Source organism: Actinoplanes sandaracinus (assembly GCF_030009775.1).
Lineage (GTDB): Bacteria > Actinomycetota > Actinomycetes > Mycobacteriales > Micromonosporaceae > Actinoplanes > Actinoplanes sandaracinus.
In genome coordinates, this window is sequence record NZ_JASCTH010000025.1 from 49230 (window position 1) to 66129 (window position 16900).

The 16900-nt window shown below is 71.5% G+C and carries 14 protein-coding genes; 8 read left to right on the plus strand and 6 right to left on the minus strand.

Annotated elements, in window-relative coordinates:
* Window positions 1-46 precede the first annotated feature (46 nt).
* Window positions 47-634 carry a GNAT family N-acetyltransferase gene (locus QLQ12_RS32575; protein WP_282764387.1) on the plus strand — a complete coding sequence of 196 codons (588 nt, stop codon included), beginning with the start codon at window positions 47-49 and terminating at the stop codon, window positions 632-634.
* Between the two features lie 24 nt (window positions 635-658).
* Here QLQ12_RS32575 and QLQ12_RS32580 read toward each other — a convergent pair whose 3' ends face one another.
* Both QLQ12_RS32580 and QLQ12_RS32585 read right to left on the minus strand, forming a co-directional pair.
* Complete coding sequence (locus QLQ12_RS32580; RefSeq protein ID WP_282764389.1) at window positions 659-1930, minus strand: cellulose binding domain-containing protein; 1272 nt, start codon at window positions 1928-1930, stop codon at window positions 659-661.
* Between the two features lie 280 nt (window positions 1931-2210).
* Window positions 2211-3704 (minus strand): GGDEF domain-containing protein, encoded by a 1494-nt coding sequence (locus tag QLQ12_RS32585; protein ID WP_282764391.1) that lies wholly within the window; start codon window positions 3702-3704, stop codon window positions 2211-2213.
* 143 nt (window positions 3705-3847) lie between these two features.
* Here QLQ12_RS32585 and QLQ12_RS32590 point away from each other — a divergent pair, with 143 nt between their 5' ends.
* Window positions 3848-4759, plus strand: a complete 912-nt coding sequence (locus tag QLQ12_RS32590; RefSeq protein ID WP_282764393.1) for an alpha/beta fold hydrolase — start codon at window positions 3848-3850, stop codon at window positions 4757-4759.
* Window positions 4760-4830: 71 nt separating this feature from the next.
* On the opposite strand, the gene QLQ12_RS32595 is transcribed toward QLQ12_RS32590, so the two are convergent.
* Entirely contained in the window at window positions 4831-7143 is a 2313-nt protein-coding gene (locus QLQ12_RS32595) for a putative bifunctional diguanylate cyclase/phosphodiesterase (RefSeq protein WP_282764395.1), read from the minus strand.
* A 30-nt stretch (window positions 7144-7173) separates the two neighbouring features.
* Here QLQ12_RS32595 and QLQ12_RS32600 point away from each other — a divergent pair, with 30 nt between their 5' ends.
* Window positions 7174-8910, plus strand: a complete 1737-nt coding sequence (locus QLQ12_RS32600) for a GGDEF domain-containing protein (protein ID WP_282764397.1) — start codon at window positions 7174-7176, stop codon at window positions 8908-8910.
* A 28-nt stretch (window positions 8911-8938) separates the two neighbouring features.
* On the opposite strand, the gene QLQ12_RS32605 is transcribed toward QLQ12_RS32600, so the two are convergent.
* Window positions 8939-9622, minus strand: coding sequence for a TetR/AcrR family transcriptional regulator (locus tag QLQ12_RS32605; protein WP_328518330.1), 684 nt, complete (start codon window positions 9620-9622; stop codon window positions 8939-8941).
* A gap of 102 nt (window positions 9623-9724) precedes the next feature.
* Between QLQ12_RS32605 and QLQ12_RS32610 the strand changes: the two genes are divergently transcribed.
* The 5 genes from QLQ12_RS32610 (at window position 9725) to QLQ12_RS32630 (ending at window position 15315) form a co-directional block, all read left to right on the plus strand.
* Window positions 9725-10417, plus strand: coding sequence for a DUF4386 domain-containing protein (locus QLQ12_RS32610; RefSeq protein WP_282764399.1), 693 nt, complete (start codon window positions 9725-9727; stop codon window positions 10415-10417).
* 380 nt (window positions 10418-10797) lie between these two features.
* Window positions 10798-12411: an ABC-F family ATP-binding cassette domain-containing protein gene (locus QLQ12_RS32615; RefSeq protein WP_282764401.1), complete on the plus strand. Its 1614-nt coding sequence runs from the start codon at window positions 10798-10800 to the stop codon at window positions 12409-12411.
* Window positions 12412-12431: 20 nt separating this feature from the next.
* Window positions 12432-14084: an ABC-F family ATP-binding cassette domain-containing protein gene (locus QLQ12_RS32620; RefSeq protein ID WP_282764403.1), complete on the plus strand. Its 1653-nt coding sequence runs from the start codon at window positions 12432-12434 to the stop codon at window positions 14082-14084.
* 72 nt (window positions 14085-14156) lie between these two features.
* Complete coding sequence (locus QLQ12_RS32625; RefSeq protein WP_282764405.1) at window positions 14157-14462, plus strand: antibiotic biosynthesis monooxygenase; 306 nt, start codon at window positions 14157-14159, stop codon at window positions 14460-14462.
* On the plus strand, window positions 14446-15315 hold the full coding sequence (locus QLQ12_RS32630) for an RNA polymerase sigma factor (RefSeq protein WP_282764407.1): 870 nt from the start codon (window positions 14446-14448) through the stop codon (window positions 15313-15315). The genes QLQ12_RS32625 and QLQ12_RS32630 overlap by 17 nt, the downstream gene beginning before the upstream one ends.
* Window positions 15316-15408: 93 nt before the next feature.
* On the opposite strand, the gene QLQ12_RS32635 is transcribed toward QLQ12_RS32630, so the two are convergent.
* Window positions 15409-16290, minus strand: a complete 882-nt coding sequence (locus tag QLQ12_RS32635; RefSeq protein ID WP_282764409.1) for a cytochrome c biogenesis CcdA family protein — start codon at window positions 16288-16290, stop codon at window positions 15409-15411.
* Complete coding sequence (locus QLQ12_RS32640; RefSeq protein ID WP_282764411.1) at window positions 16291-16875, minus strand: redoxin domain-containing protein; 585 nt, start codon at window positions 16873-16875, stop codon at window positions 16291-16293.
* Window positions 16876-16900: the final 25 nt, after the last annotated feature.

Consider the following 16900-nt stretch of genomic DNA (forward strand, 5'->3'; position numbering starts at 1 on the left):
CGACGACGACGAACGTCGTCACAGCGGGACCGAAGACGGGGCGACGATGACGACTGAGCAGTTCACCGAGTTGACCACTGAGCGGCTGCGGCTGCGGCAGTGGCGCGACAGCGATCTGGACGCCTGGGCGGCGATGAACGCCGACCCGCAGGTCCGCGAGTTCTGGCCGGACCTGCTGACCCGCGATCAGGCCGCCGCCAGCCTGGAGTACTTCCGCGACGAGCTGGTCCAGCGTGGCTGGGGATGGTGGGCGGTCGAGGTGGCCGCGACCGGCGAGTTCATCGGTATGGCCGGACTCGATCCGGTCGACGAGGAGGCTCCGGTGAGCGGCGTCGAGGCCGGGTGGCGGCTCGCCCGCACGTCGTGGGGCCGCGGATACGCGACCGAAGCGGCCCGCGCTGTGCTGGCTCACGGTTTCGGGGCTCTGCGGTTGCCGGAGATCCTGGCGATCTCGGTGGCCGGCAACGAGCGCTCCCGGGCCCTGATGCGCCGGCTCGGCATGACCCACGATCCGGGTGAGGACTTCGACGACCTGAGCATGCCCCCCGGACCGCTGCGGCACAGCGTCGTCTACCGGATGAAGGACCACGAGTGGGGCCCGGCCCATGACGACCGGACCCCATCTGCCGCGTGATCAGCTTCCCGTGCCGGTCGCGAATCAGGTGGCGGCGCAGGCGGGGGTCATGCCGGAGCCGCTGCCGGTGCCCTGGAAGCCGAACTCGGCGACCTGGCCCGCGCTGAGCCGGCCGTTGTAGGCGACGTTGGAGAACTGGACGGCGCCGCTGTTGCCGCTGGCCGAGGCGCCCCACGTGTTGGTGACGGCGGCGCCGCCCGGCAGGGACATGCTGACAGTCCATCCGTTGGTGCCGCCGGGGCCGGCGGTCACCCGTACCGTGGCCACGAACCCGCCGTTCCACGAGTTCAGCGACACCGACGCCGAGCAACTGGCGTCACCGGTCGGCGGCGTCGAGGACGGCGGCGCCGAGGGGGAGGGGGACGGCGGGGTGGTCTGGAACTGCGCGAAGAACCGCCAGATCTCCTTCTTGGTCCAGGTGGTGACGCCGCTTTCGGCATAGGTCCCGTCCACCGGGCCGGGCATGTGGCCGTTGTCGAACGCGGCCCACTGCACCGGATAGCCGGCCCGGCACCCGGCATAGGTGGTCGTAACGTGGGTGCGGCTGCCGGCCGCCGGCTCCGGTGGGCGCTGCGAGGCGCAGCCGTTGTTCCTGACGAACGTGTCCCGCAGGGACCGCCCCTGGGCGATGTTGAGCACGTTGTCGCTGATGCCGTGGAGTCCGAAGTACGCGATGGGCTGGGTGCCGCCGCTGCATCCGCTGATCTGTGCGCCGGCGATGACGGCGACGGCACGGAAGACGGTCGGCCGGGCGCACGCGAGTGCGTAGCTCATGCCGCCGCCCCAGCTGAACCCCGTGGCGAAGCGCTGCGTGGTGTCGACGCAGAGGTCCGCCTCGATCCGTCTGATCATGTCGTCGACGAAGGTGACGTCCTCGCCGCCGGAGTTGCCCCAGCCGTTGCCGAGGCCCTGGGGCGCCACCAGGATGGCAGTGTTGTTCGACTGTTCCGCCTGTCCGTAGTAGGACCATGCGGCGCCGCTGGTCCCGCCGGAATCGATCTCGCCGGCGGTGCCGCCCCGCCAGTGGAACGCGAAGATCAGCCGGTGGGGATTGGTGTTCTGGTAGTTGCCGGGAATCCGCAGGATGAAGCTGCGGCTCTTGCCGTTGCTCTGCATGGTGTGCGTGCCGCTGCGCAAGGTCGGTGTCTTGCCGCATCCCGAGGTCGGCGCGGCGGCGGCGACGTCCGCGGCCGAAGCGGTGCCGCTCATGCCCGCGCTCACCGCCATGCCGGCCGCCGACAGGGCGACCAGTGTCGCGACCACGATCGGGCCGAAGCGGAATCCTTGCCTTGGCATAGCGCTACTCCTTCGGGCTCTCGTCCGGCGTCGGCCGGCCCCGCCGTGGCAGCTCCCCACGCGACCGGGACTGAACCGGTTCACGCGACTCCCGCGGGTCACGTGCGGGAAACGGTACGCATCGATGAAGGTGAGATTGCCAGATGATTTCGAGGTTATTCAAGAGGCAAACGTAAATGTGTACGCATTTCTGGCTCGCCGCACGACTTCGGGCTCGCGGGACTTTTGGAGCTCATGACTGATAACACATTCGTGCAGTCAAACTCGGCGAATTCGAAGCTCACGCGGCGCGCAGGTCGGCCGGGTGGGGTGTCGCCGGCGCTGGGGTGACCACCCGGTTACGCCCGGCCTCCTTCGCCGAGTACAGCGCCCGGTCGGCCTCCGTGACGAGCTCGTCGAAGCTCTGTCCGGGGCGAAGCGCCGCCCCACCGACCGATATCGTGACCGGCAACGATCCGCCGGTCACCGGGACCGGGGTGGCGGCCACGCTCTGCCTGATCCGCTCCGCCACCGCGGCGATCTCGGCGAGCCCCGTGCGGGGCAGCAGCACGGCGAACTCCTCACCGCCGTACCGGGCGACGACGTCACCCGGCCGGACCGCCGCCAGCATCCGCCGGGCCAACTCGACGAGCACCTCGTCCCCGGCCGAGTGCCCGTACGTGTCATTGATCTTCTTGAAGTGGTCCGCGTCGAGCAGCAGCAGGCCGGTGTCCTGGCCGGTGTGACGGAGCATCGCCTCCCGCAGGAAGCGGCGGGTGCGCAGCCCGGTCAGCGGATCGGTGATCGCGGCGTGGCGTTGCGCGTCGGCGAGCACCTTCATCCGGGCCATCGCCAGCAGGAACAGGCCGGCGCTGGCAGCCGCGATCAACGGCACGTTCAACGGTGCGCGGTGCAGGTACTCCAGGTACAGCAGCGCGGGCGCGGTGAGACAGGTCAGAGTGAGCGCGCTGAGCCGGCCGAGCCGGACCGTCGGCTCCGGCACCGGCGCCGACTCGTCCAGCACGCGCATGCTCGGATGCAACGCCGCGGCGCCGAGGGCCAGGGCCGAGGCCGGCCACAGCAGCTCCAGCACCCCGCCGGGCTGGTAGCCGCCGCTCAGCTGGAGATACCCGTAGGTCATGTCGGCGGTGAACAGGCCGCCGACCCACCCGTACAGCAGCCGGTGCGCGGGGGTGACGTCGGTGCAGCCCAGCGCCATCCGGATCCCGAGCGTGCCCAGCAGCAGATCCGCGCCGGCGTAGGCCACCGTGACCGGCCAGGGCTGCGTCGTGGCGACGAGCCGCGGCGCCAGCAGGTACACCCACATGACCAGGCCCGCGCCCATGCCCACGATGGCGGTGTCGATGAGGCTGGCCAGGTCGAGGCCGGGCGTGCGCCGCCGGATGAACAGCAGCAGACCCGTCGCCATCAGCGGGTACGACGCCAGATAGCACGCGTCGGGGATCGGGTCGGCGTGCAGGCCCGGCACCACCCGCTGGAGATAGAACGCGACGTCGCCGATCCCGTACGCGGTCTGACCGGCGGCCGCCAGATACCACGGGAGGCGGTGCCGAGGGCGGTGCGCACGGACGCCGACGAGGACGGCGACCGGCGCCGACAGGCTGACGGCGCCGTACAGCAGCACCTGGACGACTCCACCGGCCTGTGCGGCCTTCAGCAGAAAGTACCCGCAGATCAGTGCCGCGCCACCGCAGAGATACCAGCACCAGCCGGGTAGCCGTGGCGCCCGCACCGTGGTCAGTGACGCCCGCAGCGCCCGCATCCTCCGGGTCATGTGCTCAGAGTCGCGGAACGCCGGGGCAGGGAGGGTGCGCGCCGGATGCCGCCTGGTTGCGCCCCGGCACGGGTGCGGGGCGCTCCACCGCCGCGGTGTTGCGGAGTCCGTGTTCCCGAGCCGGATCTGCAAGGATCATGACGGTGAATGCCACACCGCTGGACGACGTCACCGACGAGGGCGCCGTCGTACGACTCAACGGCGTCGACCTGTTCGTGCGTCGCTTCGGTGATCGCGCGCTGCCCGTGCTGGTGGTGATCCACGGCGGCCCGACCTGGGACCACAGTTATCTGCTGCCGGCCATCGCCGACCTCGTCGACGTGGCACACGTGGTCGTGTTCGACCTGCGCGGCTGCGGGCGCAGCCACCGCACGCCTCCGATCGGGGACCTTCCGGAGAGCCACCTGCAGCCCGACCTGCTCGCCGACGACGTCGCCGCGCTCATCCGCGCCGTGACGGCCGGGCCCGCCGACGTGCTCGGCTTCTCCTTCGGCGGCCGGATCGCCATGCGCCTGGTACAGCAGCAGCCCGGCGTCGTACGCCGTCTGGTGCTGGCTTCGACCACCGCGTACGGCGACTTCGACGGTGAACTGCACGGCTCCGCCGAGTACCGGCAGCGCCGCGAGCTGTGCGCCGACATCAGCTTCGACGACCCGCTGCTGACCGGTCCGGCCGCGCCTGACGGGGCACTGAGCCGGGCGATGGCCCACGCGCACGCGCCCCTGCAGGTGTGGCGACTCGACCGGCTCGACGCCTGGCGGCAAGTCCTCGGACGAGTCCGCTTCAGCAGCGACTACAACCGGCCGTACGCCAGCGGATCGCTGCTGCCGGGCGGGCCTGACGACGCCGCCGCGGTATTGCGGGAGTGGGGCCGGCCGGTGCTGATCCTGCACGGCGCGAAAGAGATGAGCTTTCCGGTCGGGACGGCCCGCCGTCTGCACGCCGCGCTGCCGGCCAGCACGCTCGTCGAAGTGCCCGACGCGGGCCACATGGCACATTTCGACAATCCCTCCGACTGGCTGGCGGCCATCCGCCGGTTCCTGACGCGCTCCTGACCATGATGGCCCCGACCTGAGGCCCCATCTCCGGTGTGCGGAGACGCGAACCCGAGGATCTCGGTCACCGGTCACCGGTCGGCGATGGCCGGCTTCCGCGCGCCGTGATCCGGCTGCGTGGGAGGCTGCCGCTGCCGGAGCCAGGCGGCGAGGCGGTCCGGTGGCTGCGGGCGGCTGAGGTGGTAGCCCTGGACGAGATCGCAGTCCCACTGCCGCAGGAGCTCCAGCGCGGCCCCGTTCTCCACGCCCTCGGCGATCATGCGCATGCCGAGGTTGTGAGCGAGCTCGACCGTGCTCTTCACGATGGCGGCGCTGCGCGGGTCGGTGTCGCAGTGGGCCACGAACGCGCGGTCGAGCTTCAGGTCGTCGACCGGCAGGGCATGCAGATATGCCAGGCTCGAATAGCCCGTGCCGTAGTCGTCCACGGCCAGCCGGACACCCATGGCGCGCAGCTCGGCCAGGACGTCCGTCGCGCGGGCGGCGTCCCGCATCAGGATCTCCTCGGTGACCTCCAGATGCAGGGCGGCCGACGGCACGCCGTGGCGGGACAGCACGTCGGCGACATAACCGGGCAGCGCGGTGTCCTGCAGGTTGGAGGCGGACAGGTTCACCGCGACGGCGAGCTTGAGACCGTCGGCGCGCCAGGCACGGCACTGCTCGATGGCCATCTCCAGCACCTGTGAGGTCAGCCGGCCCATCAAACCGGCGCGCTCGGCGAGGGGCAGGAACACGTCGGGGTAGACCAGCCCCCGCTCGGGGTGGTTCCAGCGCACGAGGGCCTCCACCCCCGTCACGGCGTCGGCGGTGAGATTCAGCTGTGGCTGGTAGTGCAGGATCAGCTCACCGCGATCCAGGCCGGCGCGCAGCTCCTCCAGCGTGGCCAGCCGGCGCCGGCCGTCGTCGAGGTCGGTGACCGTGCTGGCCACGGCCACCCCGATGTGGTCGTCCTTGGCGATGTACATCGCGCTGTCGGCATGACGCATCAGCATGACGCAGTCGGCGCCGTGGTCGGGGAAGAACGCCACGCCGACGCTGGCATCGACGTGCAGAGCGATCTGTTCCAGATCGAAGGAAAGCCGCAGCGCGGCGAGCAGCCGGGCGGCGATCTCCTGGGCGCGCTCCGCTCCGGCGCCGGGCAGAATCACGCCGAACTCGTCCCCGCCGAGGCGGGCCAGGACGCCGTCGGTGCCGACCGCGCAGGCCAGCCGGGCGGCGACCAGTTGCAGCAGCCGGTCGCCGAGCTGGTGGCCGAAGCTGTCGTTGATCTCCTTGAACCGGTCCAGGTCGATGATCGCCACGGCCAGCGGGGCCCGCGCGTCACGGTCGTGCAGGTCCCGGTCGAGGGTCTCCTGGAACAGCCGGCGGTTGGGCAGCCCGGTCAGATCGTCGGTGCGAGCCTGCCGGCGGGCGTCGGCGAGGGCCTCCACCGCCCGGACGGTCAGCAGCATGCGTACGATCGCCGCCGTGATCGCGGCGGCGGCGAGCGCGCTGCTGGCCCGCGGCAGCCCGTCGTAGCGCCAACTGCCGGCCAGCAGCAGGGCCATCGACACGCACGCCAGCACCGCGGGCAGCGCCACCCCGACCAGCGCCCGGGCGGGAAGCCGCTCGGACGTCGGCTGTGGGCTCTGCCAGGCGGCCGCGACGATGACGGCCAGCGCGACAGTCCACAGCGTGTCCGTCCAGTGGCCCGGTATGGACATCCCGGTCGTGGTCTCCCACATGTGGATGCCGTTGGCCACGGTGTTGAGGCCCATGCCGGCCAGCAGCAGTATCCACAGCCGTTCCAGACGCCACCCGCTGAGCGCCCATGCGCCGAGCAGAACACCGGCCAGCACGATGTCCGCGATCGGATAGGCCAGGCTCACCACCACCGACCATCCTGATCCGCCCCAGGTGAAGCCGGTCAGGAACACCATCGAGGCGACCGCCGCCGCGCAGGCCGCGGCGATGAGGCCGTCCAGCCAGGCGGACAGGCTGATACGAGACTGGCGTGCCCGGAGCAGGCGCGACACCGCGGCGTAGGCGAACGGGTAGTACATCAGCCACATCACGTCGGATGCCGAGGGGTACGGCGGCGGATCCTGCTTGACGACGACCGCGATCCAGTAGACCGTGCCGGCGGCGTAGAAACTCAGCCCGGCGGCCATCAGCAGCCAGGCGCCACGGTCCTGGCGCACCACCACCGCCCGGGTCAGCACCAGTGCCGCGGCCAGCAGGTAGACCGCGTCCTGGAGGATGTCATCGGCCCAGGAATGCCCGCTCACCCACGAACGTACCGCCGGCATGATCGTCAGGAACTGCGCGACCAGCAGCACGACGCCCACGCCGAAGCCCGCGCGCAGCCACATCCGCCCCCGGGCCGGCATCATCGTCAGCGAAGCCACAGTTACCCGATCGGTCGAAACGAAGCACGAATGAACGTTTCAGCGATACCGATCGCGGACCGGCACATCGTCGCCGGTGTGCCGCTCACCAGCCCGGGTTGTGTGATTCTCGTCCGGGCCCGCAGGCGACCTCCTAGGATTTCCTGGACGGTCGACCGGGGGGTCCCTGACATGGGCGCGTCGCGTGCTGGCTCCACATTTGGGCGGCGGACATCCGACCGCGCCCCCGACGTCGTCCCTGCCGCGACCGGCGGCGGCCGGTCCGTCTACCCGTCGCCGAAGTTCGTGTTGTTCCTGTTCGGCTGCATGGCGCTGACCATCGCCGTCCTGCTGCTGACGCGGATACCCGTCATACGGCGGGAACTGCCCTGGTGGGTCACCGGCGGCATGATCATATTCGTGTACGTGCTGGCGACTCTCGCCACGGCGTTGCGTGCGGTGCTCGTACGGGAGCAGCGGTTGACGTGGTCGATGTTCGCCGCCGGACTGGCCAGCTACACCTGCGGGATCATCTACTCCTGGTCGTTGACCCACGGCATCACTCCGCTGCCGTTTCCGTCCCTGGGTGAAGTGTTCTGGCTGACGTTCTATCCGCTGGCGTGCGGCGGCATGATCGCCCTGATCCACGTCCAGTTGCTCCGCTCGCGCACCCAGGTGCTGCTCGACGGGGCATCGGCCGGCCTCGGGGCGGCGGCCTGCTGGTCCGCGCTGGTGATCGAGGTCTTCTACCTGTCGCCGCCGACCGGTTCGCTGGTGGCCACGGTCGCCGCTTTCGGGTACCCGGTCGGTGACGCGGCGCTGCTCGGGATGGCGTTGTGCCTGCTCATCGTCGGCGACCGGGCGACTCGGCGGGAACTGAGCGTGCTGCTGGCGAGCCTGGGGCTGTTCGCCGGCTTCGACGGCGCGTACATCGCCGCCGCCTCGCGCAACGCCTTCCACCCGGGTGATCCCTTGGACATCGCGTACCCGATCGCGGTGACGTTGATCGCTGTCGCCGCATGGCGCGAACACCGGCATGCGACCGAGCGGAGAAGCGAATGGGTGCCGATCGGGCTGCCGATCGTGTTCGCGCTGTCCTCGCTGGCGCTGCTGATCATCGCCACGCGGGTCCGGATCTCGCCGGTGCCGATCGTCTTCGCCGCCCTGACCCTGTTGGTGGTGGTGATACGGGCCGTGGTGGCGTTCCGGCAGATCCGGGCCATGGCGCTGCACGACGTGCTGACCGGGCTGCCGAACCGGGCGCTGGTGATGGACCGTATCGAGCAGCTCCTGGCCCGGGGGCGGCGAACCGGCACTCCCGGCGCCTGCCTGCACTTGGATCTCGACGGGTTCAAGCAGGTCAACGACACGCTCGGGCACGCGGCGGGCGACCAACTGCTGCGCCTGGTCTCCGGGCGCCTCAACGACTGTCTGCGCCGTACCGACACCGTGGGCCGCATGGGCGGTGATGAGTTCGTCGTGCTCCTCGACGGGCTGTCACAGGACAACGCGCTGGACATCGTCGCCGGGCGATTACTGCACGCGCTGCGCCAGCCCTTCCAGCTCGACGCCGCGCCGGAGCCGGTGCGGATCAGCGCGAGCATCGGCATCGCCGTCGGCGACCGTTCCAATGCCGACCAGCTCCTGCACGACGCCGACATGGCGCTGTACCGTGCCAAGGCGGCCGGCCGCGACTGTTACCGGCTGTACCAGTCTGATCTGGACAGCCCGGCCCGGCCCGCCGAGCCCTCGTCGGACGTGCTCGCGGCTTCCCCAGGCGACGGGTGAGCCCGTAGCCGCCGTCGCGCGGCAACGGTCACTGCGGTCCGCCGGGGCCGGGCAGCCGGGCGGCGAGGGCGTCGAGAATCACTTCGAGGCCGAACCCGAACTCGTCGCCGAAGTCGTACCCGGGCCGCAGGATGTGCTCGGTGGCCATCTCGGCCAGGTGCGGGTACTCGTCGGCGGGCAGTTGCCGTAGCATCTCGCCGGCCACCTCGGCGGCGGTGTCCGGGTCGTCGAACGGCAGCGCGGCCTCCTGCACGGCGAACCCGTAGACGTAGCTGTCGAGCAGCGTGTAGGCGTGCGCGGTCAGAGGGACCGAGAACCCGGACCGGCGCAGCACGCCGATGATGGCGTCGTGCTGGCGCAGAGTCGCGGGTCCCGGTGTGGTCCGCGACTCCAGCAGGCCGATCGCCCAGGGGTGGCGCCGGAGCACCGCACGTGCCGAGGTGGCGCGCAGGCGCATGGCCGAGCGCCACTCCTGCCCGGGGCGGGGCAGGTCCATCTCACTGAAGACGAGGTCCACGACGCCGTCGAGAATCTCGTCCTTGTTCGCCACGTAGTGGTAGACCGACATCGGCTTGACGCCCAGCGCGGTGGCCAGCGAGCGGATCGTCAGCGATGCCAGGCCGCCGGCGTCGGCGACCGCCATCGCGGCGCGCAGCACCTGTTCGCGGCTCAGTGGGGGTCGATCCCCGACGCCGCTGACCGATCTCGGCACCTGCTTCTCCCTCGGCTGCTGGTGGCTTCGTACTTTGTACGATACCGTTCCCGTACTTAGTACGGTGCAGCGGCGCGCCGTCCTCGACCGAGGGGAGATCTCATGTCGACTCAACTGGCCGGCCGCATCGTCGGCGGCCTGTTCCTGGCCGCGTTCGTCGTCTACATCACCGGCGGGGCACTGGTCGACTCCGTCGCCGGTGCCGACGGCGCGCTGACACGTGTGGCGGACCACCCGGGCCGGGTGGCTGCGGGCGCACTGCTGATGGCGCTGAACTGCGCGATCGTGCTGACCATCGGCGTGCTGGCGTTGCCCGTCCTGCGGCCGCACGGTGAGGTCTCCGCGCACGCCTACCTGGCCGGCAGGGTGGTCGAGGCGGTGTTGCTCGCCGTGGGAGTGCTGTTCCTGCTGCTGCTCATCCCGCTGTCGCGGGAGCACGGGCAGGCCGGCGCCGATGCCGGGGTTGTCCTGTCGTCGCTGGGTCGCGTCGCCGTGGAGGCGAACCGGTACAGCTACCAGTTGGCGATGGTCACGGTGGCGGTCGCGGGTGTGGTGTTCTGCCGCACGCTGCGACGTGCGCGGCTCGTTCCCCGGCCGCTGGCCACCTGGGGAGCGGCCGGGTATGCGATCTTCGCCGTGGGGGCCGTCCTGGAGGTGGCCGGCTACCGGGTCGGTCTGGTGCTGGCCGTGCCGGGTGGCCTGTTCGAGGTCGTGTTCGGACTGTTCGTCCTCGTCCGCGGGTTCCCCGCGGCCCGGCTGCCCCAGCCCTCGGCGCCGGCCGTCGTCGCCGGCTAGGTTCCTCAGCGCCGCCGGTGCGCCAGCCGGGCCGGGTCAGCTCTCGTGGACGGCGGCGGCCACGGCGAGGTCCTGCCGGGCCATGCCGGTGCTCTTGAAGACGCGCGGGCGGGCGGCCGGTGGCCGACCGTTACCCGCACCACCAGTGGGAGCAGCAGGGAGCCGGCGGTTGTCGACAGGGTGGAACGGACGGGTTCCCGTTCCGGTCGCTGAGAGAGCACGGGTTGACGAGACGTCCGATTCATGTAAGTCTGGCTCGGTGATCTACTGACACACACCACCCCGCTGCTGTGGCCGCCCACTTTCTTGTGGATGTTGAGGCCCCGGCGGGCAGTCGATTCCCTTTCCTGATTCGGCGAGATTCGGCGATTGGTGCGCCTGTGTCCAACGTTTCTGTTCTGCATGCCCGTGACCTGGTCAAGGTTTACGGCGACCGCATCGTTCTCGACGGCGTCTCGCTCTCCGCGGGGCCCGGCCAGCGGCTGGGCCTGGTCGGTGAGAACGGGATCGGCAAGTCGACCCTGCTGCGCCTGCTCTCCGGTGTGGAGGAGCCGGACGGTGGTGACCTGCGACGCCCGGCCGACACCGAGTTCCTCCGGCAGGAGCTTCCGTTTCCGGGTGACGCCCCGGTCAGCGCCGTCGTCGACGACGCTCTCGCGGAGTTCCACCGGGTTCGCGAGCGGCTCGACGAACTGGGGGAGACCCTGGCCGTGCGGCCCGAGGACGAGTCGGCCCTGGCCGAGTACGGCGATCTGCTCGGATGGGCCCAGGATCACGACCTCTGGGACGCCGATCACCGGGCCAAGATGGTGCTCGACGGCCTGGGCCTGTCCGCTGTGGACGCCGGCCGCCCGATCGGGTCGCTCTCCGGCGGGCAGCGCACCCGGCTCGGCCTGGCCGCGCTGCTGATCCGTCAGCCGCGGGCGATGCTGCTCGACGAGCCGACCAACCATCTCGACGACGAGGCCGTCACATTCCTGGAGGGCCGGCTCGCAGGCCTTCCGGGTGCGGTGGTGGTGGCGTCGCACGACCGCGCGTTCCTCGACGCGGTCTGCACCGACATCGTCGACCTCGACCCGTCCCGGGGCGGCGTCACCCGTTACGGCGGCGCCTACTCCGACTATCTGGGTGTCAAGCGCACCGAGCGGGCGCGCTGGGAGCAGCAGTACGACACCGAGCAGAAGGAGCTCAAGGAGCTGCGCCAGGCGGTGACGACCACCGCGCACGAGGTGAACCACGCGCGATCCATGAAGGACAACAACAAGGTGGGGTACGACCGGCACGGCGGCCGGGTCCAGAAGCAGATATCGCGGCGGGTACGCAACGCCCAGCAGCGCCTGGACGAGCTCACCGCCAGTCAGGTGCGGCGCCCACCGGCCCAGCTCGGCTTCACCGCCGCGCTGACCGGGACCGGGCCGCGGGAGGGCAGCGTGTCGTTGCGGCAGGTCCGGGTCGGCGGCCGTCTGGCAATCGGCGACCTGACCGTCACGACCAAGGACCGGCTGCTGGTCACCGGACCGAACGGGGCGGGCAAGTCCACGCTGCTGCGCGTGCTGGCCGGCCGGCTGGAACCGGATTCCGGGGCGGCCTACCGGTCGGCGGGGCTGCGTGTCGCGCTGCTGGAGCAGGACGTGGAATTCCCGGACCCGGAGCGGTCCGCCCGCTCGTACTACACCGAGGCGGCCGGTGAGGATCCGGCCGTGCCGCTGTCCCGGCTCGGACTGCTGAGCGGCCGCGACACGGAACGGCCGGTCGGGCAGCTCTCCACCGGCCAGCGCCGCCGGGTGGCGCTGGCCGTGCTGGTGGCCCGGCCGCCGGACGTCCTGCTGCTCGACGAACCGACCAACCACCTGTCGCTGCGCCTGGTGGAGGAGTTGGAGGAAGCACTGCGCAGCGCACCGGGCGGCGTCGTCGTCGCCTCCCACGACCGCTGGCTGCGCCGTGGCTGGCAGGGCTCTGAACTGGCCCTGCTCGACGGCCGTGTCCGGGCTTGATCGCCGGAGAGGAGAGTCTCATGTCTACCCAACTCGCCCTGCGCTCGGTGAGCAAGGGCTATGCCCACGGTCGGGTGCTCCATGCGGTCTCCGGCACGGTACGCGACGGCGAACGAGCCGCCGTCGTCGGTGAGAACGGCGCCGGGAAGTCGACCCTGCTGCGGCTGATGGCCGGGCAGGAGACGCCGGACGAGGGCGAGATCGTGGTCACCGCCGACGGCGGGATCGGCTACCTCGGCCAGGTGCTCGACCTGCCGGACACCGCCACCGTCGGCGACGCCCTCGACGCCGCCCTGGCGGATCTGCGCGACCTCCAGCGGCGCATCACCGAGGCCGAGCAGCGGCTCGGCGCCGCCGATGCCGGGGCGCTGGCCGCGTACGGGCAGATGCTGACCGTTTTTGAATTGCGCGGCGGCTACCAGGCCGACGCGCGGGCCTGGGCCGCGATGTCGGTGCTGGGCATCGGTGAGCTGACGCCGGAACGCCGGCTCGGCACCCTCTCCGGTGGACAGCGGGCCCGGCTCGCGCTGGCCGGTGTGCTCTCCGCGGAGCCCGAGCTGCTGCTGCTCGACGAGCCCACCAACCACCTGGACGAGGCGGCGCTGACGTGGCTGGAGGGCAGGCTGCGCCGGCACCGGGGCACGCTGGTGGTGGTGACCCACGACCGGTTGCTGCTGCAGCGGGTGGCCACCGCGATCCTGGAGGTGGACGGGGACCGGGCCACGGTGGCGCGCTACGGCAACGGCTACACCGGGTACCTCGCCGAGAAGCGGGCCGCGCGGCAACGGTGGGAGCAGGCGTACGCCGCATGGACCGCCGAGATCGACCACTGGACCGAGTGGGGCGCGACGACGGCGTACCGGGTGGCGCCCGGCCGGGCGATCAAGGACCACAACAAGTGCAAGTACAACGGCGACGGCCGCCGGGTCCAGGCGTCCATCTCCACCCGGGTGCGGAGCGCGGCCGAACGGCTCGACCGGCTGCACGCCGAGCCGGTGCCCCGTCCGCCGGACCCGTTGCGCCTGCACGCGCCGCTGAACGCGGCGGCTCGTGAGGGCACGGTCCTCGCGGCGTACGACCTGTGCGTAGCCGGCCGGCTACGGGCGCCGGAGTTGACCGTCGCCGCCGGCGAGCGGGTCCTGATCACCGGGCCGAACGGCGCCGGCAAGTCGACGCTGCTCGACGTGCTGGCCGGCGTGCTGACACCGGACGAGGGCGCGGTGGAGCGCCGGGGTGTCTGCGGCTATCTGCCGCAGGAGACATCGGCCGGTGACCCGGCGCGGAGCCTGCTGTCCGCGTTCGCGGCGGGCCGTGCCGGCGCCCGCGAGGAGCATGCCGAGCGGCTGGAGTCGCTGGGCCTGTTCCGCACCGGGGACTTCGGGAAACCGGTGGGCGCGTTGTCGGTCGGGCAGCGCCGCCGTCTGGCGCTGGCCCGGCTGCTGGCCGGTGAAGCCGACGTGCTGCTGCTCGACGAGCCCACCAACCACCTGTCGCTGGTGCTGGTGGAGCAGTTGGAGCAGGCGCTGGCCGACTATCCGGGCGCCGTGGTGGTGGTGTCGCACGACCGGATGTTCCGCGAGCGCTGGACCGGCGCCGTGGCCGCCCTGGAGAACGGCCGGTTCGACCCGAACCGCGCACACGCCAGGACTGTGACCCGCGTCATGGTGATGTGATGTCACAGCAGGACGACGGGACGTCTCTCATCACTGTCACCCGGACCGTCCGGTGATGGAGAGGAACTGACGATGATGGCGATGGAACTGGCCCGGTTCACGGTGGATCCGCGGGACGTGGCGGCGATGCTCGCCGCCCGGCCCGCCATGCTGGCGGCGCTGCGGGAGCGGTTCTCGGGCTTCGAGTCGCTCCGGCTCGTCCGGCTGGACGAGCGGACCTGGCTCGACGTGGTGATCTGGGCCAGCCGGGCGGACGCCGACGCGGCGGCGGCGACGATCGGTGACGTGCCGGAGTGTCGGTCCGCGTTCGCGTTCATCAAGGAGGTCGTGTCCATGGAACACGGCGAGATCCTGTTCGCGGGTGACCGTGCCGCCTGAGATCGAGGCGGACGGCGGCGGGCCGGACCTCGAGGGTCTGGCCCGCCGGGCCGTCGCCGGGAACGCCCGGGCACTGGAGGAACTGTGCCGGGAGTTGCAGGACCTGGTCTACCGGCTGGCGTTGCGGTTCTCGTCCGACCCGGAGGCCGCGGCCGACGCCACCCAGGAGATCCTGATCCTGGTCATCACCCATCTCGCCGAGTTCAAGGGCCGGTCGAAACTGACCACGTGGGTGTACACGATCGCCTCCCGCCACCTGCTGCGCACGGTGCGCGGCCCGGTGGAGGTCAGCGTCGCCGGTCCCGAGCCATTCGCCGACTGGCTCGACCGCAACATGGCGCCGCAGCGAACCGACCACCACGACGAGGCCGAGTACCGGCTGCTCGCCGGGGAAGTGCGGCTCGCCTGCACCTACGGCATGCTGCTGGCCCTGTCCCGGCCGCTGCGGCTGGCGTACCTGCTCGGTGATCTCGTCGGCCTGTCCGACGTCGACGGGGCACAGGCGCTGGACGTCAGCCGGGAGGCGTTCCGTCAGCGGCTGGCCCGCGCTCGCACCATCATGCGGGGCATCATCGCCGACCGGTGCGGACTGGTTCGCGCGGAACATCCGTGCCGCTGCGACCGCCAGATCGACTCCAGCATCGCCTACGGCATCCTCGATCCGCGCCGGCCGGTCTTCAGCGTCCTGCCCGGCGCCACCGCACCGATCCCCGCCGGCACCGTCACCGCGGCGGCGCGCGAACTGGACCTGGCCACCGCGATCGCCGAGGCGTACCGGTCCGGGCCACGGTTTCGCGCACCCGACCGTGTGTGGCTGGCTCTGCAGCGGGCCTGTCCCGCGCTGACCGGCTGACACCGGCCGGCGGCATCGGCGTGACGCCTCATCGCCGAGGCGCTGATGCCGCCGGCGGCGGTGCGGTCAGCCGCGGTCACGGAGTTCTGTCCGTCACCCGCGCGATGACCGCCGGTCGCCGGGTTCGCCCTCTCCGCCGGCCCGCCCGAGCGGCTCGCCGGTGCTCCTGCCACGCCGGGCCCGTGCCAGCAGGGCCGCCGCGGCGGTCAGCGCGAACGCTGCGGCGACCCACCCGGCGCCGATGGCGTCGAGCCGGTTCGAGATCATGCCGGGCAGTTCGGTGACCGCGCCGACGACGGGGTCGTCGGCGCTGCCGCCGGCGTTGACGCGCAGCTCGTACCAGCCGTAGTAGGCGACGTAGAGGCCGGCGAGCACGAGCAGAGCGCCGCTGGCCCGCGAGACGAAGGGCAACACGGCGCGGGTACGGCGCACGACGGTGTCCTGCGCGAACGCGACGAGCAGGGCCAGCAGACCGACGACGAGTCCCATCCCCAGCCCGTAGGCGAGGAAGGCGGCCAAGCCGGCCAGCACGTCACCGCCGCCGGAGACCAGGCCGGTGACGGCCAGGAACGGCGCGATGGTGCAGGACAACGACGCGACCGCGTACGAGGCGCCGTAGCCGTACAAGCCCAGCAGCGACCCGCTGGGGCCGCCGGCCTTGAGCCGGGGGAGCGGCACCTGTAGTTCGCGGCCGGACAGCAGCCAGGCGCCGAGAAGGACCAGGACGACGCCGACGACCACGGTGAACCACGGCAGGTGCTGCTGGATCGGGGCGGTGACCACCCCGATGAGAACGCCCGCGACGCCGAAGACGGTGACGAAGCCGGCGGTCATGGCGGCGGAGAGCCGCAACGCGCGCAGGACTCCACCGGGGCCGGACACCAGTAGCAGCAGGAACGAGGGGAGCAGCGCGAAGCCACACGGGTTGAACGCGGCCAGCAGGCCGGCCGCGAGCGCGAAGGTGAGGTCGTCCATCTAGAGCAGGTGGCGTTCGATCAGCGAGGACAGCTCGTCCTCGTCGAGGGGCCCGGTCGCCGACTCGGTGCCGCCGGCCGGATCCACGAACAGGTACGACGACTGGCTGGTGACCCGGAAGTGCTTGTAGAGCGCCCCGCTGGTGTCGTTGAGCTGCGGCAGTTTCGAGGTGCCGGTGCGGTCGACGAACTCGGTCATCTTCTGCGTGCTGCGATCGAGGCCGGCGACACCTACGACGGCGACGCGGTCCCGGTACTTCTCCGCGATCTTCGCGACGGCGGGACCTTCGGCCTGGCACTTGGGGCACCAGGGCGCCCAGAACCAGAAGACCACGGGCCGGCCGGTCAGGCTGGCGCCGTCGAACGCGGAGCCGGTCAGGGTCGTACCGGTGAAGCGAAGCGCGGCCGGGGTCTGCTGAGCGGACGTGGCGGCAGCGGAGGAAGCCGGTGGCGCGGCGGCGCTCGTGGCCGTCGTCGGCGTCGCCGTGGCCGGCGGGGGAGGCGGGGCGGCCGGCGGCTCAGCGCCGCTCCCGCACGCCGCCAGCGCCCACGCCGCCACAACCGCCCACAGGCCGAGTCTCGTCATGCGGCAACCGTAGATCGCTGGAGCG